25 protein-coding genes, 1 tRNA gene and 1 pseudogene are annotated in these 23,065 nt (G+C 70.6%); 4 read left to right on the top strand and 23 right to left on the bottom strand.

What is annotated here, in order from left to right; all coding sequences use genetic code 11:
- Positions 1 to 178 precede the first annotated feature (178 nt).
- A complete protein-coding gene (locus Q5762_RS13710) occupies positions 179 to 1,165 on the bottom strand; it encodes an ATP-binding protein (RefSeq protein ID WP_315892336.1) in 987 nt (328 codons plus the stop codon).
- 112 nt (positions 1,166 to 1,277) lie between these two features.
- Here Q5762_RS13710 and Q5762_RS13715 point away from each other — a divergent pair, with 112 nt between their 5' ends.
- Positions 1,278 to 2,123, top strand: coding sequence for an oxidoreductase (locus tag Q5762_RS13715; RefSeq protein WP_315892337.1), 846 nt, complete (start codon positions 1,278 to 1,280; stop codon positions 2,121 to 2,123).
- Between the two features lie 317 nt (positions 2,124 to 2,440).
- Here Q5762_RS13715 and Q5762_RS13720 read toward each other — a convergent pair whose 3' ends face one another.
- The gene (locus Q5762_RS13720; RefSeq protein WP_315892338.1) at positions 2,441 to 3,307 is read right to left on the bottom strand and encodes an HAD-IB family hydrolase; all 867 of its coding nucleotides are present in this window, start codon (positions 3,305 to 3,307) and stop codon (positions 2,441 to 2,443) included.
- A gap of 719 nt (positions 3,308 to 4,026) precedes the next feature.
- Here Q5762_RS13720 and ssd point away from each other — a divergent pair.
- Together ssd and Q5762_RS13730 are read left to right on the top strand one after the other, a co-directional pair.
- Entirely contained in the window at positions 4,027 to 5,073 is a 1,047-nt protein-coding gene (ssd, locus tag Q5762_RS13725) for a septum site-determining protein Ssd (protein WP_399495103.1), read from the top strand.
- A gap of 5 nt (positions 5,074 to 5,078) precedes the next feature.
- Positions 5,079 to 5,681 (top strand): annotated as a pseudogene (locus Q5762_RS13730) (ATPase, T2SS/T4P/T4SS family); the annotation flags it as partial.
- Positions 5,682 to 5,886: 205 nt separating this feature from the next.
- On the opposite strand, the gene Q5762_RS13735 reads toward Q5762_RS13730, so the two are convergent.
- The 4 genes from Q5762_RS13735 to Q5762_RS13750 all read right to left on the bottom strand — a co-directional run bounded on the left by Q5762_RS13735 (position 5,887) and on the right by Q5762_RS13750 (position 8,777).
- On the bottom strand, positions 5,887 to 6,054 hold the full coding sequence (locus Q5762_RS13735) for a hypothetical protein (RefSeq protein ID WP_315892339.1): 168 nt from the start codon (positions 6,052 to 6,054) through the stop codon (positions 5,887 to 5,889).
- Between the two features lie 569 nt (positions 6,055 to 6,623).
- Positions 6,624 to 6,884 (bottom strand): hypothetical protein, encoded by a 261-nt coding sequence (locus tag Q5762_RS13740; protein ID WP_315892340.1) that lies wholly within the window; start codon positions 6,882 to 6,884, stop codon positions 6,624 to 6,626.
- A gap of 13 nt (positions 6,885 to 6,897) precedes the next feature.
- Positions 6,898 to 7,953 carry a threonine/serine dehydratase gene (locus Q5762_RS13745; RefSeq protein WP_315892341.1) on the bottom strand — a complete coding sequence of 352 codons (1,056 nt, stop codon included), beginning with the start codon at positions 7,951 to 7,953 and terminating at the stop codon, positions 6,898 to 6,900.
- A 23-nt stretch (positions 7,954 to 7,976) separates the two neighbouring features.
- Positions 7,977 to 8,777 (bottom strand): proline hydroxylase, encoded by an 801-nt coding sequence (locus Q5762_RS13750; RefSeq protein ID WP_315892342.1) that lies wholly within the window; start codon positions 8,775 to 8,777, stop codon positions 7,977 to 7,979.
- A gap of 32 nt (positions 8,778 to 8,809) precedes the next feature.
- Between Q5762_RS13750 and Q5762_RS13755 the strand changes: the two genes are divergently transcribed.
- On the top strand, positions 8,810 to 9,481 hold the full coding sequence (locus tag Q5762_RS13755) for a TetR/AcrR family transcriptional regulator C-terminal domain-containing protein (protein WP_315892343.1): 672 nt from the start codon (positions 8,810 to 8,812) through the stop codon (positions 9,479 to 9,481).
- 73 nt (positions 9,482 to 9,554) lie between these two features.
- On the opposite strand, the gene Q5762_RS13760 is transcribed toward Q5762_RS13755, so the two are convergent.
- The 17 genes from Q5762_RS13760 to Q5762_RS13840 form a co-directional block, all read right to left on the bottom strand.
- Positions 9,555 to 9,630, bottom strand: a tRNA-Met gene (locus tag Q5762_RS13760).
- Positions 9,631 to 9,636: 6 nt separating this feature from the next.
- Entirely contained in the window at positions 9,637 to 9,891 is a 255-nt protein-coding gene (locus Q5762_RS13765) for a hypothetical protein (RefSeq protein ID WP_315892344.1), read from the bottom strand.
- Entirely contained in the window at positions 9,888 to 10,115 is a 228-nt protein-coding gene (locus tag Q5762_RS13770; protein WP_315892345.1) for a hypothetical protein, read from the bottom strand. Before Q5762_RS13770 ends, Q5762_RS13765 begins: the two co-directional genes overlap by 4 nt.
- Positions 10,116 to 10,128: 13 nt before the next feature.
- On the bottom strand, positions 10,129 to 10,920 hold the full coding sequence (locus tag Q5762_RS13775) for an N-acetylmuramoyl-L-alanine amidase (RefSeq protein WP_315892346.1): 792 nt from the start codon (positions 10,918 to 10,920) through the stop codon (positions 10,129 to 10,131).
- Between the two features lie 63 nt (positions 10,921 to 10,983).
- Entirely contained in the window at positions 10,984 to 11,436 is a 453-nt protein-coding gene (locus Q5762_RS13780) for a hypothetical protein (protein ID WP_315892347.1), read from the bottom strand.
- A 56-nt stretch (positions 11,437 to 11,492) separates the two neighbouring features.
- Positions 11,493 to 11,936: a hypothetical protein gene (locus tag Q5762_RS13785; RefSeq protein WP_315892348.1), complete on the bottom strand. Its 444-nt coding sequence runs from the start codon at positions 11,934 to 11,936 to the stop codon at positions 11,493 to 11,495.
- A 10-nt stretch (positions 11,937 to 11,946) separates the two neighbouring features.
- The gene (locus Q5762_RS13790; protein WP_315892349.1) at positions 11,947 to 14,298 is read right to left on the bottom strand and encodes a hypothetical protein; all 2,352 of its coding nucleotides are present in this window, start codon (positions 14,296 to 14,298) and stop codon (positions 11,947 to 11,949) included.
- Positions 14,295 to 17,081 carry a hypothetical protein gene (locus Q5762_RS13795; RefSeq protein ID WP_315892350.1) on the bottom strand — a complete coding sequence of 929 codons (2,787 nt, stop codon included), beginning with the start codon at positions 17,079 to 17,081 and terminating at the stop codon, positions 14,295 to 14,297. Before Q5762_RS13795 ends, Q5762_RS13790 begins: the two co-directional genes overlap by 4 nt.
- 139 nt (positions 17,082 to 17,220) lie before the next feature.
- Positions 17,221 to 17,703 carry a hypothetical protein gene (locus tag Q5762_RS13800; RefSeq protein WP_315892351.1) on the bottom strand — a complete coding sequence of 161 codons (483 nt, stop codon included), beginning with the start codon at positions 17,701 to 17,703 and terminating at the stop codon, positions 17,221 to 17,223.
- Positions 17,704 to 17,712: 9 nt separating this feature from the next.
- Entirely contained in the window at positions 17,713 to 18,237 is a 525-nt protein-coding gene (locus tag Q5762_RS13805) for a hypothetical protein (protein ID WP_315892352.1), read from the bottom strand.
- A 10-nt stretch (positions 18,238 to 18,247) separates the two neighbouring features.
- Complete coding sequence (locus Q5762_RS13810; protein ID WP_315892353.1) at positions 18,248 to 19,234, bottom strand: phage tail tube protein; 987 nt, start codon at positions 19,232 to 19,234, stop codon at positions 18,248 to 18,250.
- Positions 19,235 to 19,237: 3 nt separating this feature from the next.
- Positions 19,238 to 19,429, bottom strand: coding sequence for a hypothetical protein (locus tag Q5762_RS13815; protein ID WP_315892354.1), 192 nt, complete (start codon positions 19,427 to 19,429; stop codon positions 19,238 to 19,240).
- Between the two features lie 28 nt (positions 19,430 to 19,457).
- Positions 19,458 to 19,922, bottom strand: coding sequence for a hypothetical protein (locus Q5762_RS13820; RefSeq protein ID WP_315892355.1), 465 nt, complete (start codon positions 19,920 to 19,922; stop codon positions 19,458 to 19,460).
- Positions 19,922 to 20,476 (bottom strand): hypothetical protein, encoded by a 555-nt coding sequence (locus tag Q5762_RS13825; protein ID WP_315892356.1) that lies wholly within the window; start codon positions 20,474 to 20,476, stop codon positions 19,922 to 19,924. The genes Q5762_RS13820 and Q5762_RS13825 overlap by 1 nt, the downstream gene beginning before the upstream one ends.
- A 16-nt stretch (positions 20,477 to 20,492) precedes the next feature.
- A complete protein-coding gene (locus Q5762_RS13830; RefSeq protein ID WP_315892357.1) occupies positions 20,493 to 20,810 on the bottom strand; it encodes a hypothetical protein in 318 nt (105 codons plus the stop codon).
- Positions 20,811 to 20,868: 58 nt separating this feature from the next.
- On the bottom strand, positions 20,869 to 22,236 hold the full coding sequence (locus Q5762_RS13835; protein ID WP_315892358.1) for a phage major capsid protein: 1,368 nt from the start codon (positions 22,234 to 22,236) through the stop codon (positions 20,869 to 20,871).
- Positions 22,237 to 22,381: 145 nt separating this feature from the next.
- Positions 22,382 to 23,056, bottom strand: coding sequence for an HK97 family phage prohead protease (locus Q5762_RS13840; RefSeq protein WP_315892359.1), 675 nt, complete (start codon positions 23,054 to 23,056; stop codon positions 22,382 to 22,384).
- Positions 23,057 to 23,065: the final 9 nt, after the last annotated feature.

Genomic DNA, 23,065 nt, shown 5'->3' on the forward strand with positions numbered 1-23,065 from the left:
TCAGCTCGGTTGAGGTACCGCCAGCTGCTCGCCGAGTACGAAACCGGGGTCGACCTGCGCCGCCAGGTCGACCCCGGACCCCTCTGTTGTCTGCACGCCTCGCACCGCTCGGCGCCTGGGGCGCCTCCCGGGCTTCGGCGCGCTGCGCCGGCCTCCGGCCGTCGGTCGTCGGTGCGGCTCAGCTCGGTTGAGGTACCGCCAGCTGCTCGCCGAGTACGAAACCGGGGTCGACCTGCGCCGCCAGGTCGACCCCGGTCTTGGCGTTGCCCCAGCTCTCCGCGTTGCGCAGGTGGAAGTGGACCATCTGGCGCGTGTACCGCTCCCAGTCGCGGTGGGCGTACGAGTCGTCCGCCGCGTCCTGGAGGGCCTGGAGCGCCATCCGGTTGTCCGCCTCCAGGAGTTCGAAGCGGGCCGGGCGGCCCTTCTCCATCGCGCGGACCCAGTCCGAGTGGCCCACCGTCACCAGCAGGTCGTCGCCCACCTCGGCACGGAGGAAGTCCACGTCGTCCTGGCCCTGGACCTTGTTGCCGACGACCTTGAGCGCGATGCCGAAGTCCCGCGCGTACTCCTTGTACTGGCGGTAGACCGACACCCCCTTGCGGGTCGGTTCGGCGACCAGGAACGTCATGTCGAAGCGGGTGAACATGCCCGAGGCGAAGGAGTCCGAGCCCGCCGTCATGTCGACGACCACGTACTCGTCCGCCCCGTCGACCAGGTGGTTCAGGCACAGCTCCACCGCGCCCACCTTGGAGTGGTAGCAGGCCACCCCGAGGTCCGACTCGGTGAACGGGCCCGTCGCCATCAGGCGGATCTCCCCGTCGTCGAGGCCCACGCTCCGCGCGCAGGCGTCGAACACCGGGTTGTCCTCGCGGACCCCCAGCAGCCGTGAACCCTCCCCGGGCGGTGTCGTCTTGATCATCGAGTCGGCGGAGGCGATCCGCGGGTTCGAGCCCCGCAGGTACTCCTTGATCAGCGGCAGATGCGCGCCCATCGCGGGCAGCGCCGACGCTCGGGCCTCGTCGAGCCCGAGCGCGGCCCCGAGGTGCTGGTTGATGTCGGCGTCCACCGCGACGACGGGGGCCTCATTGGCGGCGAGGTGGCGGATGAAGAGCGAGGACAGCGTGGTCTTCCCGCTGCCGCCCTTCCCTACGAAAGCGATCTTCATGTTCACGAAGCGTAGCGGTACGATCGCGTCACGTGGTCAAGGTCCGTGAAGAAGACCACTCCAAGGTGGGGCGGGCCGGGGTCGCCGCCCCGGGCGCGTAGCCTCCCTACTTATGAGTACGCACGCCTCTGACCCCCTGGCCGCCCTCGGCTCCCTGCCGGGCGTCGCCGATTCGGTGGACTCCGTACGCAAGGCCGTCGACCGGGTCTACGGACACCGCGTGATGCGCCGCCGCAGCAACGAGATCACCTCCGAGGCCGCCCTGCGCGGGGCCCGCGCCTCGGCGGCGCTGTCCGGCGCGGACTGGGCGCTGGAGGAGGTCCGCCGGCGCACCGACTTCGGCGGGGAGAGCGAGGCGCGGACGGTGGGCGCGGCCCTGCGGCTGGGCGCCGAGGCGGGCCAGCTGCTCTCCATCTGGCGCCAGTCGCCGCTACGGGTGCTCGCCCGGCTGCACCTGGTCGCGGTCGGCGACGCGGCGCTCGCAGCGGCCCGCGGCGAGGCCGACGACACGGTCGGCAGGCCCCGGCAGCTCGGCGAGGCGGTCGAAGAGCCGCTGATCGAGGCGCCGCTGCCGGACCCGGCGGAGGTCGCGGGGCGGCTGGACGGGCTCTCCGAGCTGATCATCGCGGGCGGTACGGCCCCGGCGCTGGTGACCGCGGCCGTGGTGCACGGCGAGCTGCTCGCACTGCGCCCCTTCACCTCGTACAACGGGCTGATCGCCCGGGCCGCGGAGCGGATCGTGCTGATCGGCAGCGGGCTCGACCCCAAGTCGATCTGCCCGGCCGAGGTCGGTCACGCCGAGCAGGGGCGGGCGGCGTACGTCGCCGCGTTCGAGGGGTACCTGTCGGGGACGCCGGAGGGCATGGCTGCCTGGATCGCCCACTGCGGGCGGGCCGTTGAACTGGGGGTCCGGGAGTCGACGGCGGTCTGCGAGGCGCTCCAGCGCGGCGCGGCCTGAGGTCCCACCCCCGGAAACCACCCGTACACAGGGTTGCGGCGGTACCAGTCCTGGTACCGCCGCTGGCACGTCTGCCGAGTTACCAAGCGTCCTCGATATGTGCCCATCAAGCGGGGAACTTTGCCCATCGCCTGGTGCGGCTGGCCCGTAATCGACGGGTCGACGTCGCGTGGGTGCTCAGTTTCTGTGCGTGGTCCGTGGGGCCTTCTTGCTCAACAGGTGATCCTCTCGGATGTCCTAGGTCTCGCGGGCCTGATTCCTTTCTACTCCTGTCGGGTGGGAAGCGAAAGTCCTGGCTCCACTTCTTTACTTTCGCCTCAAATCCGGGCAAAGCGATCGGCAAGGGTGGCGTGGCGCCGACGGTTGGCGTACCAGACCAGTCCGGCCGTCGCGGCGGCCGCGCCCACGGCGGCCGCGGCCAGGAGGGCGGGGCGCGGCGGCATCCGGAACGCCGGCAGCCGCTGCTTGAGCCGGACCGGCTTCTCGAACGCCAGGATCGGCCAGTCCCGGGCGGTCGCCTCGCGGCGGAGCGTCCGGTCGGGGTTGACCGCGTAGGGGTGACCCACGGACTCCAGCATCGGTACGTCGGTGGCCGAGTCGCTGTACGCGTAACACCGTGAGAGGTCGTACCCCTCCGACTCCGCGAGCTCCCGGATCGCCTCCGCCTTGGTGGGCCCGTAGGCGTAGTACTCCACCTCGCCGGTGAAGCAGCCGTCGTCGCCGACGACCATCCGCGTGGCGACGACCCGGTCGGCGCCGAGCATCTCGCCGATCGGCTCGACCACCTCGGCGCCCGAGGTCGAGACGATCACGACGTCCCGGCCGGCGGCGTGATGCTCCTCGATGAGGGACGCGGCCTCGTCGTAGATGATCGGGTCGATCAGCTCGTGCAGGGTCTCGGCGACAAGCTCCTTGACCTGCGCGACGTTCCAGCCTTTGCAGAGCGCGGAAAGGTATTCGCGCATCCGCTCCATCTGATCGTGGTCGGCGCCGCCCACGAGGAAGACGAACTGGATGTAGGCCGTCCGCAGGACGGCGCGGCGGTTGATCAGTCCGCCTTGGTAGAAGGACTTGCTGAAGGTCAGCGTCGAGGACTTCGCAATGACCGTCTTGTCCAGGTCAAAGAAGGCGGCTGTGCGCGGCATCGAGTGGTTTTCCACGAGCCGAGCATAGGTGCCCGCCATTCGGCGTACGCTCGAGCGTGTGGGTTTGCCTGAGAAGGCTCTCGGGTACACCATGGAAGTCACGGATCGTTCGCGACCGTGCTAACCCGGTCCGGCTCCTCCCCCCCCGAGTCGGCCGGAGAGACGACCCCCGCTCTCCCCCCCGGCGGGGGTCGTCGCATGTCCGGACGCGTTTTCATCCCTCGGATCCTCATCTCTCCCCCTCTCGGCGGCCGGTTGGCCGCGGCGGCGTGATGCCCTCGTTTCGTCACTCAGCGTAGTGGCTGTGCTGCTCTCCGGGCATCCCCGGTATGGGGCACGGGGATATTCACAACGGCGGAGTTATCCACAGCTTTTGAGCAAGATCCACACGATTTCCGGGATGGCGCCACGGTGATTCCCACCGCGAACTCCGCGGACGGAAGGAATCACGGATCTCGGCCGCGCGACGGGCGCGGACGGGATCGCATGGACAGGGGGCATGTGCCGTGGCGGGAACCATGACTTTCGGAACGACAACGGTGACTTCGGGGGCGGCGGGGCCCGCCCGAGTGACCCGGGCGCGGGACGGGTGGGGAGACGGCCGGCTGGGCGGCCCGCCGGGCGGTCGGCGGGACGGGTGGCTCGGTGGACCGCCGGGCGGTCGGCAGGACGGGCCGGACGGGCGGGGCGGGCGGATCGGGGGCTCGTTCCGGCGACCGGAGGGCGAGGAGGCCCGTCGCGCGCCCCGGCCCTTGATCGTGACCGAGGACCTCGCGCTTCTCGACGACCTGCTGCGGCTGTGTGCCGCCGCGGGGGCGGAGCCCGAGGTGCACCACACGGTGCCGGAGCACCGCGCGAGCTGGGCCGACGCCCCGCTCGTCCTGGTCGGCGACGACGCGGCGGCGCGCTGCCGTGGGGCGGCGCGCCGGGAGGGGGTGATCCTGGTCGGCCGGGACCGCGGCGGCCTCGACGACCCCGAGGTGTGGCGGCAGGCGGTGGAGATCGGCGCCGACTGCGTGCTGCGGCTGCCGGACGCCGAGAGCTGGCTCGTCGACCGGATCGCCGACGCGGCCGAGGGCGCGGGCCGCCAGGCGTTGACCGTCGGGGTCATCGGCGGACGCGGCGGAGCCGGCGCCTCCACACTGGCGTGCGCGCTCGCGCTGGCCGCCGCCAGGACCGGTCGGCGCACCCTGCTCGTGGACGGCGACCCGCTCGGCGGCGGGCTCGACGTCCTGCTCGGCGGGGAACGGGCCGAAGGCAGGCGGTGGCCCGATTTCGTCGCCTCCAAAGGGCGCGTCGGCGGCGGAGCCCTGGAGGAGTCGCTGCCTTCGGTGCGCGGGCTGCGGGTGCTCAGCTGGGACCGGGGCGACGAGGTCCTCGTGCCGGCCGAGGCCATGCGGGCGGTGCTCGCGGCGGCGCGCAGGAGGGGCGGCATCGTCGTCGTGGACCTGCCCCGCCGGATCGACGAGGCGGTAACCGAGGCGCTGGCCCAACTGGACCTCGGACTCCTCGTCGTCCCGGGCGAGTTGCGGGCCGTCGCCGCCGCACACCGGGTCGCCACATTGGCGGGCCTGACGCTGAGCGATCTGCGGGCCGTGGTGCGCGGACCGTACGCGCCCGGGATCGACGAGCAGTGGGTCGCGGACACCCTGGGCCTGCCGCTCGCCGGGGAACTCCCGCACGATCCCGGCCTCCTGGCCGCCCTCGACACCGGGGCGCCGCCGGGCGGCGAGGCGCGTGGCCCGCTCGGCCGGTTCAGCGCAGCCTTCTGGGAGCGCGTGCTCGCCCCGGAGGCCGTCTCATGAGCGCCATGACGGACGGCGGCGGCGCGGGGCTCCTGGAGGCCGTACGGCAGCGGCTCGCCGAGAGCGGGGCCGAGCCGACACCGGCCAGGGTCGCGGCGGCGCTGCGGGCCCAGGGGCGGCTCCTGGGCGACGCGGAAGTCCTGGGCGCGGCCGAGGCGTTGCGGAGCGAGCTGGTCGGCACCGGACCGCTGGAAGCTCTGCTCGCCGATCCCGACGTCACCGATGTGCTGGTCTCCGCCCCCGACCGGGTCTGGGTCGACCGGGGCGCCGGTCTCGAACTGACCGGGGTCCGCTTCGCGGACGCCCCGGCCGTGCGCCGGCTGGCGCAGCGGCTCGCGGCGGTTGCCGGACGGCGCCTGGACGACGCCCGGCCCTGGGTGGACGCCCGGCTCCCGGACGGGACGCGGATGCACGCCGTGCTGCCGCCGGTGTCGGTCGGATCGACGTGTCTCTCGCTGCGTGTGGTGCGGCCCCGGGCCTTCTCCGTGGGGGAGTTGACCGAAGCGGGCACCGTTCCGCCCGGCGGGGAGCGGATCCTGCGCGCCCTGATCGAGGCCAGGGTCTCGTACCTGATCTCCGGGGGCACGGGCTCGGGCAACCCCAACCTATGGTCAAGACACCCCTATTTCAGGGAGGCCAAGGGCCGTGCGAGGCGCCGCCGCCGCTGAGGGTTCGCAGCGCCCTGACCTGCGGCAACGCCGACCTCCGTGAGGGGCTGGCGGCGCTGTGCCCGTGGCCCTTCGAATCGAAGGCGACGTGAAAATGCCCCGGCCGACCGGGGGCACCGGTCTACCGGGGCGGAGCGTGCCGGGCTCAGAGTCGGTTGGCGGCGGTGTACGCGAGCATGCCGACCGCGGCCGCCAGGACCAGGCCGAGGGAGAGCAGCCATGTCGGCATGCCGAGGACCTCGTAGTCGAGCTGCTGACACTTCGGGTCGCCGCAGGTGCAGGCGGGCTGGCCCCAGTGGAGGCGTCGTGCCACGCGCGTCATCGTCTTCATGCTCGTGCCCTTCGTCCGGACTGCCGCACCAGGGTATGCGCCGCGAGGCATAAGAGGCCGAGACCGATCGCGGGGATCGGCGCGACCACCATGCAGCTGTCGCCGTCGGAACCCCCGGAGCTGCCGCCGGCCTTCGCGTGCTTACCCGAAGAGCTGCCTGCGGCGTGCTTCCGCTGGCCGCCGCCCGCTGCCTTCCGATCCGTGTACTCCTGGTACTCGTCGTACTGACTCACGGCGCCTCCAAGGGGGTTGAAGTGGAGGCCCCGGCCGGGGAACGGACCCGGCCGGGGCCGTCGTGCCCCACTCGCCCGTGGTCCGCCGTGACCACGGACGCACGGGAGATCATGGGCGACGCGGAACGGCGACGCGGCGCAGCTGCGACTGGAGGGGCGACAGGATCCCATCGTCCGGGCCTGGCAGCAGTCGCCTGCGAGGCCCGCACTCCGCTCGGTCGGCGTGCCAGTAGGCGGGCAGGTGCACGCCACTGCCCGCGTCGTCGCCGAGCTGCACAGCCTTGCCGTGGATCGGCTGGTCACACCACGAACAGACCTTCACGAGCCCTCCCCTGCCCGGGCATGCGGGTTGCCCGGCGCCGGGTACGCGCGCAGGTGCGCGGCTGCGAACTCCCGGTACGTCCGGTGGCCGGTCTCGCCCGTGTGCTTCAGCGCCCACGCGTCGGTGTCGGCCTGGGTGGTACTGGGCTCCGACCTGGCATCGCAGCCCTTGCACGTGACGAACCGCGCCGGGGGCCCAGGCTCCTCGCGGTCTGCGCCGATCGTCCACTCCGCCGGCCGGATGATGGTCCGCGACACGCTTCCTCCCCTGTCAGCGCTCGTCAGGCCCGAGTACGAGGTCGCTGGGGTCGGTGTTCGCGCCGCAGAGAACCACGGCGACCCGCTCGCCGTTGCCGGGGCAGTAGCTGCGGCTCGTTGTCGTGCGGCTGGACGGAAGGCCGCGGTCGGCACGGTGGTGCGGCGGGGACGTGAGTGCGGCGAGCGCGGTGGCGGCCCCGTGCTCGACGGCCACCCGCCGGTGGTCCCAGAGGGCCTGGCGGGCTCGAAGGATCTCGGAGTCGGGCACGATCACGGAGGTCACGTTGTCCTGCTGGGCAGCGTGCAGAGCCATGGAGGAGGTGCGGCGGGCACCGAGGGAGTCGGCGGCGATCGAGTCGACGGTGACGTCGACCGAGTGCCCCGCCTCGATGGCGGCGTTGAGAGCGCGGCAGTTCTCCGGCTCGACCGCGACCGCGCGGATGCCGTGATGCTGGGCGGCGGTGGCGATCCCGGCGAAGAGGCCGCCGCCACCGACCGCCACGACCACGGTGTCGAGGCCGGGGATGCGCTGGTGGATCTCCTCCAGGAGCGTCCCGGCTCCGGCGGCGATGAGGGGATGGTCGTAGGCGTGGGAAGGGAGCGCTCCGGTGGTTGCGGCGAAGGTCTCGCAGGCGGCCAGGGCGTCGGCGTACTCGGATCCGACGAGACGGACGTCCGCGCCGTAGGCGCGCAACTTGGCGACCTTGACCTGCGGCGCGGTCTCCGGCAGGAACACGGTGGCCCGAACACCCTGCTGCTGGGCGGCCCAGGCGCACGCCAGGCCGGCGTTGCCTCCGGATGCGATGGTCACTCCGGCGTCCGGCAAGGTGCCCGCCTCGCGATGGGCCTGGATGAAGTTCTGGGCGCCGCGGGCCTTGAAGGAGCCGGTGTGTTGCATGAACTCCAGCGCCAGCCACACCTGAGACGGTTCGGGCTCGCGGTCGTCGAGGGGGTCCCGGTGGGCGGTGCGGATCGCCCCGGGGTCGACGGGGGCGATGGTGATCGGGCGGATACGTCCGGCGATCCGGTCGGCTGCGGCTTTGATGTCGCCGTACGTGAGCTGGTGCACGAGGTACTCCTCTTGAGAGGTGGTCAGGACCAGGCGATGAGTTGGCCGGTGGTGGTGAGAGCGAGGAAGAACGCGAACGCGATCCGTCGGCCGCTGGGGTTGGGTTCGACGGCGTGGAAGTTGGCCGGGTTGAACAGCAGCGCATCGCCGAGTTCCGGGGTTACTGAGACGGACTGGCTGTGTGCGACGGTGTGGGGTGTGTAGCCGTATGCCTCGCGGTGCTGCTCGTCGGTCGGCTCCCAGCGGTGTCGCCACACCGTGGTCATTCCGCCTGTCTTCGGGGCAGCCACCCAGACGTTGAACGCCAGCTGGCCGACGGTCTCCTGGTCGAACAGGCCGTTGGGGAACTCGCGGTTGATGTCGTCGTAGTGGATGAGCGCGCCGGAGTTGATCTCGCGCAGCGTGCCACCGAAGACGGGACGGCCACCGATGGTGGCGGGTGCGACTGCCGCGCCCCACGCGGAGCCGAGCCGGGCCAGGGAGACCGCGATCGGGTCGGGCCTCATGCCGGCCTGGTGCCAGGCCGCCCGCGCGGCTTCGGCGTCGGTCCAGTACCGGGCGGCGTCCAGGCTGCCGTCGGGCTGCCGGTAGTCGTTGAGGGCGGGGCCGAACCGAACGATCGGCGTCGGTACCCGGCTGCGGTCGTAGTCTGCCGTGGGGAGCCGGCCCAGCGCCGCCATCGCGGCCTCGCATGAGGGGGTGCTGAGGAAGTTGGGAACGCGTACTGCGGCGAGCGCTCCGGAGGTGAGACGGGCCAGGTGGCGCTCGGTGAAAGCCGCGGCGGACGCGGTGCTGAAGAGGGGGTCGACGGTGGTGCGGGACATGCCGCCTCCGAGTGAGGAGAGATGAGCCTAGCGTGACCGATACGATGTACCGTACGCTGACTCTCATGCCGAGGCAATCCGTTCCCACATCTCCCGAACTCATCGCCGAGACGGCCCTGCTGATCGTCAATCAGCAGGGGCCCGGCGCTCTGAGCTTCCGCACGCTGGCTGCACGCTTGGACATTGCCCACGCCACCCTTCAGCGCCGCTGCACCGATATGGCGGGGCTACTGGACATGTGCACCGACTACCTCGCCGCCCAGCTGCCGGACATCCCGGCCAGCACTGAGTGGGCAGCCGCAACAGAACAGCGCTTCCGTGCTCTCTACAAGCTGCTCACGGATCATCCTGGCCTCGTTGCGCTCCGCGGCGCCCGCCCCTGGCTCAGCGCGCAGCTGCTCAAGCGCCTGGTGGAGCCGCAGCTCGCCCACAACATCGCGGCCGGAATGACGCCCGAGGAGGCCATCGTCGCCTACCGGCGCATGTACCTGCTGACGTTGGGCAGCGCGAGCTTCGTCGACCACCGGGACCCGAAGAGCGCGCAGGCGGCGACTCGGGTTGCCCTGGCCAGCCTCGACCCCGACGAGTTTCCTCTGCTTGCCGGGCATCTCTCGGCCATCGTGCCGGCGGTGGTGGACCACGAGGTGTACTACGGGGCGCTGCGTCAGCTCATCCACGCGGCGGCACCTGAGCCGGGCGCATAGCCCGGATGGGGCGGCCTTGCCCCGAGCGCAAGAAATCGCCCCCTCCCGCCCGAAGGCGAGAGAGGGCGTCGTGCTGCGGGGGCCGGAATCGAACCAACGTCTGAACCGGGTATGAATCGGCTGCTCTGTGCCCGTTGAGCTACCCCGCAGCAGGTTCAGCGCGCGGCGATCTCGTACAAGGTCAGGCCGAGCGCAGCACACGCCGTGATGGCAGCGATCGACGGCAGCGGCCAACGGGCCTTCTCCAGAGCGTCGAGGCGCTTGTCGTGGTCGTCGAGCTGCTTGTCGGTCTGGTCGCTCCGCTGCACCAGGAGGGCGAGCTGCCCATCCACCCGGGCGAACCCCGTCTCGACCGTTCCGCGTAGCCGTTCCAGTTCCAAGACCACCTGCCCCGACTCGGTCGGCGTCACCCGCGGGCCGCCGGCTCATCGGTGCGGAGCCAGCCCGGGAGGAGCCGCTGCACCCCGGGCAGGGCCATCACGCGCGTGAGGGCACCCGCAGCGGCCAGGGCGCCGGCGACCCACGGCAGCGTGGCCGGGATGTCGGCGGCGTCGACGATCGCGGGCAGGACCACGGCGAGCGCGACGGCGGACTGGAGGACTGTGCGCGCGGTGCGCTTCGCAGCATCGGACATCAGGGGTCTCCGTTCAGTTGGCGAGGCGGGCGGCGAGCTTGTCCGCTACCCGGTCGGCGAGCTTGTCGAGCTGGGCTTCGGTGAGGCCGGTCGCGGACAGACCCTTGGTCTGCTCGGCCGCCTGCTTCGCGAAGGACGAGGCGTCACGCTGGATCTGGTACACGTCGCGGGACGGCTCGACCGCCGTGTTCTGGTAGCTGGCGACAGCGCGGGCGATGCGCTTCAGGTCGTCGTCGGAGATGGGCATGTCGTCGTCCTCCTCGGGGGGCGTGGTCTGGCCGTTGGCGCGGGCGACGATGCCCGGGAACACGACCTCGTTGAACTGCTTCACGCGGGCGTTGCCGGGGCACGCGGTCCCGTCCTTCGCCCACTCGGCGTGGAGCCGGTGGTAGCCGAACCCGGGGTCGTCGTGGGTGCGGCAGATCCGCAGCGGGATGCCGTGCTCCTTGTGGAGCCACACCCCGATCTTGATCAGCTCCTCGACCTGCTCGGCCGTCCACGGGTCCGTGCCGCTCGTGTTGGACGCGGTCTCGACCGACACCGCCCCCGTACCGTCCGGCCGCAGGTTGGCCCTGTAGTTGGCGTCGGCGCGGGTCTGCGTGCCGATGTACTGGGCGAGGTCGCCCGCGTACCCCAGGCCGAAGTGGCTTTCGAGGTTGGTGGAGTCGCGCCAGAACTCGAAGGTGCGGCGGGCCGTCCACGGCGCGATGATCGAGTGGACGATGAGCTGCGTCGGCCGGATCGCCGGCTGGTCGTCCGACTCCGGCTGAAGCTCGTACCGGGTCGCGCCCGGGTACCAGGCCATGAGACCTCCAGAAAGCAGGAAGGCCCCGGCCGGCGGCGCGGGGCGTGCGGGTTGTGGGGCGGGTCAGGCGATCTCGTAGGTGATGGCCCCATGCAGGTAGTTGGTGGACGCGGCCGCCCAGGTAGTCGGCACGAGCGCGCCCCACTCCGTGTTCGGCGTCTCCTTGTGCGGGTAGATCCGCGCGACGGCGGTGTTCTTCAGGACGAACGCCGAGCCGTTGTACCAGTTGCCTGCATGCCCGCGGGCCGCGCCAGACCAGCCGAAGTTGGCATCGGTGCCGCCGGGATTGGCGGCCGTGAACGGCAAGCTCCACCCGTACACGCTGGTGCCGAACGTGGTGGTCGTGCCCATGGTCTGCCCGAACACCACATGGCAGGTTTTCCCGACGAGCTTGTACCTGCCGGCCAAGGTCCCGTTGCCGATAGCCGGCGCAGTGCCGGTCGACGTCCAGGCCGGGGTGTAGGAGACCCACGGGGCGATGAGGTCGGTGAACTGGTCCTTGATCTCAGCGTTCATGTAGGCCGCGGTCACGACTTCGCCGACGACCCACGTGCGGGGGGTAGCCACCATCGTCAGACCTCCGGGTTCTCAGGGGCGGGCGGCTCTTCCGGCTCGGGCTCGGCAGGGCGCACGGGGTCGTCGGGGTGCCACCAGTTCCGCTCGCCGACGGGCAGCAGGGCGACCCCCTGCTCCGCCGCCTCGACGTCATCGGGGAACGTGAGCTGCCACCAGCCGGTGCCGCACTCCACGCACCACATCCGCGGGTCGGCCGGGGTGACGATCTGCGCGGACATGCACGTGCAGGACGCCACCCATCGGCCGTGGTCGATCCGGGCGTACAGTCGCCCGGCGAGCAGCAGTAGTCCCTTCGCGACGAGGATGCGGCGCTGCTGCCGCTCCTCGTACCAGCGCACCACCCGCTCGGCTGGCGGGACCAGCGCCCACGCGTCGGCGGGCAGGTGGGGCGGGGGCAGGTAGAGGTCCTCGGCCCGGGTGACCGGACGGGGAACACGCATGAGGGTCCTCTCAATAAGCCAGGCGGGTGGAGGTGTTCAGGACGCTGTAGGTCGGGTCGTCCAGGACCCACACGGCGTCGATGTCGGACCGGCTGACGTGGAAGTTCAGGGGGTGCCGGCCTTCGAGGATCTGCTCCGTGTAGCCCTCGACGGTCACCGTGACGCTGGACGACATGGCCTCGTCGGGGAGGCTGGTGACGGCGATGACGGACGAGATGTCCGCGTCGAGGAGGTCCCGGTAGGTGGCGGTCGGAAGGGTCGCGGCCTCCACGGGGAGCTGCCGCATCTCGGGTTGCGGGTCGGCGTACCGGACGATCGACCACGTGGCCGCATCGATCACTGCGTCGTCGGTCACCTTGAGAACTTCGAGCGGCTGCTCGTAGGTCCCGTAGGCGGCGATCGACTCGGCCGACTGGATCCGCTGCTCGGCACCGCCCGGCCGCGACGCGCGGATCAGGTTCACCAGCTTCTGGTCGTCGTCAGAGAACTCGACGTCCTCGGTCTCCAGGTCGGCATACGCGACAGTGGCGGTGACGGCCGGGTTGTACCGGACGCTCCGACTCTGGAACACCAACTGCGCGGACGCCCGGTCGGCGAAGAGCTTGCCGCCCTCGGTCCGCTCGACGTCCCGCATGTGGGACAGCGGGCTGGAGCCGAGCTGGCCCTGAGAGGCGACCGCGCTGTAGGCGCCGAACGGCAAAACACCGGTGATCTTCGCGTAGGAGGCGAGGCGGACCATACGGTCCCACGAGTCCTCACCCTCGTGCCCGGTCATCCCGGCGCCGTAGTGGTCGACGATCGCAGACACGGCCGGCAGGCCGCTGAGGGCGACGTAGGCCGCGACGTGGCTGATCGCGCCGGACCACAGGTCAGTGCCCGTGGAGTTGGCGCCGACGGTGAGGACCGCGAGGTCCTGCCACGTGGTGGTGGCGACGGCGTATTGCACTCCGTCGACCCACACGTCGTGCCCCGCCTCGTCCCACACCAGATGGTGCACGTTGCCGTCCGCGAGGTTCGGCGTGCCGATCGTGTAGGTGGTGGTGCCGATGGGGAATGTCTCCAGAACCTGGAGCTGCCCCGTGCCCGACTCCAGCTTGAACGAGAGCACCGAGTCGAAAGCGGTGACCGCGCCGAGCGACCAGGCCATGAGCACGCGGCCGGACGTCGAGGTGGAGAACCACGCCTCCAGGATCAGGTCGCCGGGAATCGGGGTGCCGGTCGATCCGCTGGACGTGAGCATCGGATCGACGAAGCACCGCAGGTACTTCCCGTTGGTCGCGTTCACCGGGGTGAGGACCGGGGTGGACAGGCCGTCGGACGGCGGGCCGATGCCCTGCCCGAACGTGAGCGTCCCGCCGCTGCCGGACTGGCCGATCGCGAGCGACGGGCGGGAGTAGCCAGACTGGTCCCCGGCCGTCGTGCTCGACTCCGGTTCGGACAGCGGGTAGTACAGCTTGGCCTCGTCGCCCTGGACCTCCTCGACGAGCATCGGCCCCAGGGCCGGCCGCCTACTCGGCCACTTCAGCATGTCCGACGCGGTCACCTTGGACACCGAGTGCAGGCCTTCCCAGCCCATCGGCCAGGACGTGACCATCCCGAAGTACCGCGCGTGATGCGTCGCCGCAGTGCCAGACCACGTGGTGGCGCTGGAGCCTTCCTCGACCTGCGCCTCGTCCATCCACACCAGATCCCCGATCGTCGGGGACGTGGTGTTGGTGGTGATCCGCAGCATGTGCGAGGCGGCGCTCGTCGTCCACGTGACAGTGATCCGCTGCCACTGATCGTTCAGCGTGGACGCGGTACCGACCGTCGTCCCGTCGATGTCGAGGCGTACCGCCGGGTCCCCTGCCGGAACCCACACGTACACGGACGCGGTGTACGGGCGGCCGATCGTCAGCCCGTACAGCGGGCACTGCATCACCCCGCCCGTACCGGAGTCCGTCCACCCGACCTTGAACGCGAACGTCCCCGACTTCACGTGGGCGGTGTCGATCGTGGCGAGGTCCGGCTCCAGCCCCTCGGGCGGATCCCACCCGTTGTCCGACACCTCGAACCCCGGCTCGCTCAGGAAGTTGATCCCGCCGAGCACGGTCGTGAACACGCGGATCGGGCAGTTGCGCCGCACGTTCGGGTAGTACGGAGACGACGCCGCACCCGGGGTGAACCGGCCGTCGGCGTTGGTCAGGTCCAGCGTCAGCGTCCCCGTCTGGGTCTCGGACAGCTCGTCCGCCGCGCCCCGGGTGATGCGTGGGCCGTCGTCGTCGGAGAGCGCCACGAACTGGGTGATGTCCGTCCAGGTGATGTCCAGTGCGGTCGGCACGTAGCCGAAACCGCACTGGACCGTGAGCCGTGTCGTCGTCATCCCGTCCCCGTGTTGTTGCCACCGTTGACCCGCTTCAGCCTGAGCAGCCGGGTCTGAATCGCCTTCGCCGTACCCACCGGATCAGACGCCTCCTTCACCGTGATGTTGAAGGTGTCGCCACCCCGGACCATCTGCACCGGCACCGCCCGGCCCGGCGCCGCCGCAAGGGGGGACGGGAAGGGGGTAACGCCGAAGCCAGCGGTCCCCTGCGTGGCGCCAAAGCCACCCACCATTCCCATCGAGGACTGGTGGTCGTACACCTTGGTCCCGGGCTGCCGGAACTGCACCAGCTCCGGGCCCTCTTCACCGACCCACGCCCACTCGCCGGCGCGCGGGTTACCGCCACCGGCGTAGCCGCCGATGCTCTTGGCGAAGTCGGACGCGGGAGAGTTCTTCGTCCGGTACTCGATCATGACCGAAACGGTCTTGCCCTTGACCGAGGCGATCTCCCCCTTGGCCTTCCTGATCTGGGCTTCAAGCTGAGAGATATCCGCCCGGACCTTGGCCTTGTTGGAGTCCGGGACCTTGCCCAGCTTGTCCTTCGCCGTACGGAGTTTGGCCTCCAGATCCTCCAGGTTGCCCTTCAGCCGGGCGGTCTTGTCCGGGGTCTTCAGGATCTGGTCCGCGAGCCGCCGGGCCGCGTCCTTGTTGAGGCCCATCTGCATGGCGTTCTTGATGAGCTGCTGCCGGCCCCGCTCGTAGATCCCGTTGACCGTCGTCCACGACGCCCCGGACTCCCGCGCCGCCGACGCTGCTTCGTCGGTCTTCGCCGCCAGGTTGTTCAGCGACGTCGCCGCAGTCCGGCCCTTCTCGGTGGTGACGTCGAGCTGCCCGCCCGTCGACGCCCAGATGTTCTTGTACTTCTTCGCTGCCTCGGTGCCGTCGTCGACGGCCTGCTCGAACCCGATCTGCGCGGAGATGCCCTGCCGGTTCACGTCGTTGAGTGCGACGATCGCCTGCCTCAGCCCGTCGGCGCTGGTCTTCTGGGCGTCGAGCTTCTGCTTCGTCTGCAAGGCCTGCTGACCGAACAAGCCCATCGCCTCGGCCGCGAGCTCCTGCTCAAACCGGGCGTTGGCGATCGCGTTCTCGTAGTCGTCGAGCTGACCGGTGAACTCGCCAGCGCTGCGACCGGACTTGGCGTACTCGGCAGCCATCCGCTTCGCGGCCGCGGCAGCGAGATCCGAGTTCCCGCTCGACACCAGGCTGGCCAGCGCCTTGTCGATGGCGTCGACATTCTCCTTGGCCTGCTTGACCGGAGTCGAATCCCATGTCGCCAGGCCGCCCAGAGAAACGATGAACTGCTGGATGTCGTCCGCGGTCGACGGGTCGGTGAGGGAGCGAACCTTGTCGTAGAGCCCGCCGAAATCCTGCCCGAACGCCTTCGCCGCCTCGCCCGTGACCTTGCCCGTAGCGCCGAGCTGCTTGAGCGACCCCGTCAGCTTGTCGACATCCGGCGGAGCTTTCTCCGCCCCGGCCGACAGCTCGGACAGGGCGATGATCAGCAGGCCGATCCCCGTACCCGCCAGGGCGATCTTCGCCGTCCGGGACAGGCCGGTGATCGCGGCCCCAGCCGCCGCGAGCGGGCCCGGCGCAGCGGCCGCTGCCGTCCGCATCGCCATGATCTGCGTACCGAACGCGGCCATCGCCGTCCGCGCCGCCACCGATCCGGCCACCGCCAGGTTAACGATCTTGATTGCGACAGCCAGCTGCAGCAGCGTCGCGATCATTTCCGGCGGCACCGCCGCGACCAGCTTCGCGAGGACAGCCACGACCTGGAGCATGCCGACGCCCATGTCGGCCGCTGCGTCCAGCACGTTGAGCAGCGTCTCGCCCAGGTTCCGCAGAATGTCCCCGACGACTGGGCCCTGCTGCCTCGCCCAGTTGAGGAACTCGCCCACGCCCTGCCCGACCTCGTCAGTGTCCAGCGTCCGCAGGAACGTCACGAGCGAGTCGTTGACGCTCGCCATCACCCCGGTGGAGAAGACACCCATCCGCTTGGCGAAGGCGTCGAACCCCGGGCTGGCGACCCCGCCGGCAGCCAGCGTGACGGTACGGTCCAGCTGCCCGGCGAACCCCTTCACCATCGGCGTCAGCTTCGGCAGGATGCCCTGCATCACGGCCAGGCCCTTGACCACTGGGCCCATCGTGTCCTTGGCCAAGGAGTCCGACCACTCCTGGTACTCGTCCGTGAACACGGACAGCGCGGCGGCTGCCTCGCGGGTCTCCGGGGGCAGCTTGGCCATCTGTTTCGCGTAGGCGGCCTGCGCCTTGATCGCGTCCTCGGACTGGGCGCCGGACTCCTCGACGGCGTCCCTGTACTTCTGCTCCGCCTTCGTCGCCTCGCCGAGCGCGGCGACCTGCCTGCCGATCGCCAGCATGTAGACGCCCGCCGCCGCGGCCCCGGCCAGTACGGCGGGCGCGATCGGTGCCAACGACGCGGCCGCCGGGATGGCGGCGGGGGCGAGGCTGATGAGGCTCTTCTTCAGGGCTTCCCCAGCGATGCCGGCCTCGCGGGCGGCGTCTCCCCACTCGGCGGTGGAGCGCGCTGCTCGGTCGGTTCCGTGCGCCATCAGGGCGGCGGCGTCCCCCGCGTCGAGGAAGTTGCCCTCAAGGTCGCGCAGGAAGCCGCTGCCGTCCCGCGTGAGTGTGAGGAGGGCCTGCCCGCTGCCGTCAGCGGCGTCGGTCATCTGGCGGCGCAGCCGGTCGGCGGAGTCCCCGGCGTGGCCGAGGACGCGTGAGAGTTCGTCGCGGCCGCTGAGGGTGAACGTGAGGCGCTCGGCCACGGTCACTCACCTCCTGTCTGCTGGGCGAGGTGCTGGTCGATCCAGCCGACGAGCCGCTCGAAGTCCTCGACGATCAGGTCGTCCACGTCGGGGGCGGTGTAGTGGAGGAGGTGGCCGAACAGGCCGAGGTAGTGGTGCCTCAGCTGGACGATGTCTCGGTCGGGCCGGTCGTCCCGTTGCTCTGCGGCGCGGGGTGAGCCTCGTCTTTTGGGGCCTTGGCCAGCCGCTCGACGACGGCCTCAGCGTGCTCACGGTCCAGGGCCGCGGCCGGGATGATCCGCATCGCGGCGAGCAGCTTCTCCGGTGTGGCGTCGGCGTCCTGCCATGCGATCTCGGCGGTCGCCTCGGCCCACCGCTCGACCTCGTCGCGGTCGAGGCGCGTGCTCAGTTCCTCCACGCCGGGGTCGAAGTCGGCCAGCCGCAGGGACGGCTGAGAACGCTTCTTGATCACCCAGGCCACGCCGCACATGGCCACGAGATCCTGCTCGCCCAAGCCCGCCTGGATCTCCTTCCAGGTCTGGTCGATGCTCCGGGTCAGGATCGCGACCTCGGAGACCCGCAGCGACCGGGCGTCGAAGTGCTCGGGCTCCCCATCAAAGGGAGGGGTGTACACGACGATCAACGGGTTCTCCTAGGTGATCTGGCGGCGGACGTCTTCAAGGACCCGCGCAACCTCGGCCTGCATGCGGGGGGTGTGGCGGCGGATCGTGGCCTCCCACCACAGCGGGGTGGTCCACTGGTTGACCCACCCGCCGCGGCCCTTGTTGCCGAAGGTCGGGTGCCGGATCCGGCCGTTGGATTTGTTCATGGCCTCGGGCATGAACTTCAGGTCTGACGGGAGCATCGAGCGGTCGATCCAGACTCGGGCGCCGGGGTTGCCGCTGGTGCGGACGGAGAGACGCACCGCTTCGGCGATCTGGGCCCGCAGGGGCCGGGTGGTCGGCGATGCGCCACCTCGCGATCCGGCCTTGCGGGGCTCGGCGTTGATCGGCAAGTTCCGGATCGTCTGTTGCATGTCCGTCTTGAGCGGCTCGCCCGCCCGCCGGATCCGGCGGGCGAAGTTCTGCTTCAGCCTCGGCCCGCCAGCGGCGTTGAGGCGGCGGGACAGCTCGACGAGCTGCCCCGTGCCGCTGATCTGGACGTTGCGCAGGGCCATGGCGGGCCTCCTACAGGGTTACGTCCGTGCTCATGTACTCGATGGCGACCTGGTTCGTGCCGTCGAAGAGCGCGGTGAAGTTGATCGTCGTGCGCACGACCTCGAACCCGTCGACGGTCGGCGGAGCGTCGTCGACCTTGATCGCCGGGAGCTTGATCCGGAACGTCTCGGCGAACGTCGACGCGATGATCGGCCCGATGAACTCCAGCACCAGGCTGGTCGCGCCGTCGCTGGTGTGGAGGTCATCGAGCGTGGTGGCGACGTAGTCCGATTCCAGGCTGCCGGTGATCTTCACCAGGTCGTTGCTGATCGGCTGTGCCTTCAGCGCGCTCTGGTTGGCGTAGAACCGGTCGACCGCCTGCGGCCGCTCGATCTTGACGCTGGCCTTGCGGATGCCGTCGAGCGCGGTCTCAGAGCTGTACGTCCCCGCCTTGACACCCATCTGCCCGAAGTGGAACGGCGCCATGGTGCTGTAGCTCGCGACGGCCAGGGTCTGCGTCTCGTCGCAGTCCTTGCCGTCGAACTCGAAGGACGCGGTGAGCATGCCGCCGACCTCGCACGAGAACTCCGCCGACACGATCTTGCATCCGACGAAGGTCTTGTCCGTCACCGTGCCCGTGGTCAGCGGCACGCCCTTCTGGATCGTCAGCGACTTGCCGAACACATCCGCGAGAGTGTGGGTCTGGAGGTACGCGGCCGTCGCGCCCTGCTGCACCGGGGTCACCGTCGTACCCATCAGGGCCTGGAGCAGGACGCCCATGCCCTTGTTGGCGACCTCCATCTCGATGGAGCCCGACGCCTCCCGCTGGGTCACCACCCGCCGCGAGGAGAGCGCCATCAGTCGGCCCGCCGCGATCCCGCTCGACTGCGCGGTCGTCTTCTTCAGAACGAGCGACTCCTGCGTGAACTCCGGGAACTTCGTGGGAGCCACGTAGGTGCCGTAGGTGCTCTCGGCCGCGATGCCGATCTGCGCGCCGAGGCCTGATCCGATCGCCATGGGTCAGCCCTCCTTCCGGGTGGTGGTCTTCTTCGCGGCGCCCGGTTCCTCGACCGGCTGCCACGTGGTGGTCTGGCAGACGTAGCCGTCGAACCGGGCGTCCGGGACGGCCACGACCTCGTCAGGCTGAACTACTCGATCCCCGAGCTCCGGCACGGTGACCGGCTCCGGGCCGATGAAGCGCACACGCGCCATCGCTCTCTCCTTGCAGTGGGTGGGTGGATCAGATACGGGCCATGCACGAGACCATGAACACCAGCCCGGCGCGGGCGCCTTCACCCTGTTCCTGGGACAGGTCGCCGGCGGTGAGGTGGGACCACAGGACCGTGTTGCTCAGGGTCGGCGCCATGGTCGCCTCGTTGGTGGCACGCAGGGCGGTCTCGACTGCGCCGACGAGCTCGAACACGCGGGTCCGCTGGACGTGCATGTCGATGTCGCCGGACGAGACCTCGGCGTAGCAGTTGATCGCGAACGTCTCATCTCGCGTGCGGGCGCCCGCGGCGTTGAAGTCCTGGGACAAGGCGACGGCGGGGCCGCCGTCCGGCGTCCAGCCCACGTAGAGGCGCTGGTTGCCGGTGAGGCCGTTGGTCGGAGGGCCGTCCAGGATGAGGACGTCGTCCAGGGCCGGTGCCGCGCGCAGGATCGCGAGCAACGCGTCGACTGCGGCGGGCACGCGGGAGGTTGCCACTACGCCACCCCCGGCGGCGCCTTGAACGCCTCCAGCAGCTGCAGTACCCGGTTGGGCACCGCGTAGCCGAAGCCGGGGATGGGCTCGTTCACGTCGAAGTCCTCGCCGCCGCCGGGATTGCCGCGGGCGGCGCCGAACTTCGTCCGCCACAGGTGCTGCAGCAGGATCCGCGACGCGAGGTTGATCGTCGGGTGGACACTGCCGCGCCCTGCCACGTAGACCGCGACCCAGGGCCCGCCGGCGAACGGGCCGCCGTCCAGGCGGCGCAGCACTCCGGCGTCGCCGTCGAGGGCCACCTCGCCGACCGCGATCGCCCGCCCGCCGGAGTGCACCGGGGTGAGGGAGGTCAGGGACACCGCCGGCACCTGGGTGAGGGCGAGCAGCGGGCCGTAGGCGTTCACGGTCTCGGTGACCGTGCGGTTCTCAACCGGCCCGGTGTGCCGCTCGATTACGGGAGTGAGGGAGTTGATGTACGCGGTCAGCTCGGCGTCGTAGGCGGTGGTGCCGGTGAGCTGCAGCTGCGTCTTGGCCTCGTCGAGGGTGAGCAGCGCCATGCCAGCCTCCCCTCGGTCAGTCGGTCTCGGCCGTGGCGCCCCAGCGCTTCAGCTCGGCGTCTACGGTGGCCACGCGGTCTTCGCGGCCGTAGGTGACGTAGCCCGCGCGTTCGCGCCGCAGTGCATCCACGTAGGCGGCCTCAAGGCTCGTGCGCGGGGTGACCACGATCTCGCCGGTACGGACGTTCGCCGCGGTCTCCGCCTCCGGCGCTTCCGGCTCCTCCGGTGCCGGGGGCTCCTCGGGCATGGGCTCCTGCTCGGGTGCCTCGGGCTCCTCCGGGGTCTGGTTCTGCTCGGACGGCGTCGAGGGCACCGCGCTCTTCCGTGCTGCCATCGGGTTCCTCCTCAGGCGGGTCAGGGCCGGGCAGCAGCACGCTGCCCGGCCGGGCGGATCAGAACGTCGGGGTGATCAGGCCGGTACCGGCGATCACAGAGATGGACTTCGGGTACCGCTCGGAGTGCAGGGCCGCGTAGTTGTAGAACCGCAGCAGCACGGACAGCTGGTCGGCCTTCGTCTCGCGGAACGACTCGGCCCGCGGGGTGCCCTCGAAGAGGATCACGTCGCTCGCACGGAGGATGATGATCCGGTCCTCGTTCGTGCCTGCACCCAGGTTGATCGGGATGTTCGGGTCGACGTAGACCGGCAGACCCTGCAGGGTGCCGACGAATCCCTCGGAGACGACGTCGCCCATCTGCGCGAGGACGTTCTGCGGCATGTTCGCCACCGGGGTGACGAGCGGCCGCCCGGCGGTGTCGACCGCGGCGGTGAACCACGCCCAGCGTCGCGGGTGCATCAGGATCGCGTCCGGCGGCATGAACCGGCCGGTGTGGATCTGCTGGATGCCGTCGGCGACCTTGGGGTACAGCTCGGCCGTGGTCGGCGTGGCGTCGGTGTACGTGACGGCGTTGATGCCGGTCACGTTGAGCAGGCCGCGCTTGTTCGCCGCGTTGTTGTTCAGGACGAACGTGTCGAGCTTGACCGCGTAGTCGGCGGCCAGGTCGGCCAGGAGGATCGAGTCGAGGTTGATCGGCGACTGGTCCAGCGACTGCTGCGAGATGACCTGCTGGCCCGCGATCGTCGCGACGGTCGCGGTCACGCTGGTCGAGGTGGCGTCGGTGTTCTGCACCGCGGTGTTCTGCGTGGCCTGCTCGGCCACCGCCGTACCGGACGCGATCTTCGGCAGGTTGATCGAGTCGGTTCCGCCCGGCAGCGCCTGGTGCGCGACACGGTCGGCGGCGACCCGGCCGGCGCGGGCCAGCGCCACGTAGTCGTTGATCATCCACAGCGGGGGGACGAACTCGCCGACGGAGCCGTCGGTGGTGGTCAGCGCGCGCTTCTCCATCACCTCGCGGTCGTTGCGGGCGAGACGCTCGACGGACTCGCGGTTGCCGTTGACCTGGGCGCGGAACAGGTCACGGAAGTAGGACTGCTCGCCGCCCTTGCGGTAGGTCTCCGGCTCCGACGTCACGGTGACGCGCTCACGGCGCTCGCCGGCCTGCCGGTGCTCGGCGAGGACCTGCGCGGCGCGCTGCTCGCGCTGCTCGTCCTCCTCCAGGTCCGCGATCCGCGTGCGGAACTCCTCGATCTCGCCGTCCTTCGCCTTCAGCGCGGTGCGCTTCTCCTCGAAGGTCTGGGCTTCGGTGTCGGTCAGGCTGCGGTTCTCGGCGGTCGGGGCGGTGAGGACGGCGTCGAGCTCGGTCTTCAGCGCGGCCCGGGCTTCGAGCGCGCTCTGCATCTGCTTGCGCAGGTAGGCGAGCATGGCTCGCTCCCTTCAGGGTTGGGGTGGTGGGTCGCGCCCGCGGCTCCGTCCGGGTGGTGGCCCAGGTGGTGGCGCGCCGAAGCGCGCTCCGGCGTGGGCTCCGGCGCGTCGGGTGGTGCAGGCGGTGGGTGAAGCGGTGGTGCGGCTACAGGGCCAGTGCGGCGGCCTGCGCCTGGTAGAGGGACAGCGGATGCGTGGGCGCCGCGGGGGCGGGCTCCAGGCGTCGCTGCAGGCGCTCGAACAGCGCCCGGGCGTCGGCCTCGTCGAGTCGGTCGAAATCGGCCGCCCGCATCGAGGAGACCGTGGTCGCGGGGTTCGCACCGAAGTTGACGACGGACACGTCGCCGCGGTGCAGGTCCACTTCGAGGATGTCGCGCTGGTCGTAGTCCGGTGACCACTGCTGGCGGGTCACCCGGAACGCGAACGACATCTCGTCCACGCTGCCCTCGTCGAGGGCAGCAAGCATGTCGCCGACGTCGGAGCGCTTGGCGTTGACGTCGGCGGCCATGTGCAGGCCGGTCGAGTCCTCCGACAGGCGCAGCGTGCCGGCCTTGGTGTAGGCCATGGCGAGGCCGCCGTGGTTCAGCAGCAGCTGCACCTGGGGGTTCTCGGCCAGGGTCTTCCCGAAGGCGCCCGTGCGGACGACCTCGCTGTACGGGCCGAGCCAGTCCCACATCTCGAACGGCTCCTCAGTCACCGACGCGTAACCCTCGACCGTCGAGACACCCGAGGCGCCGGCCTTCGCGCGGACCTCCAGCTGCACCGGGTACGCGCGGCGCACGATTCCGGACGCCTTGGCCCGGTCACTCTTGGCGCTCATCACGCCCCC

The sequence above is a fragment of the Streptomyces sp. P9(2023) genome, from assembly GCF_032436795.1.
In the GTDB taxonomy this organism is placed as follows: Bacteria; Actinomycetota; Actinomycetes; order Streptomycetales; family Streptomycetaceae; genus Streptomyces.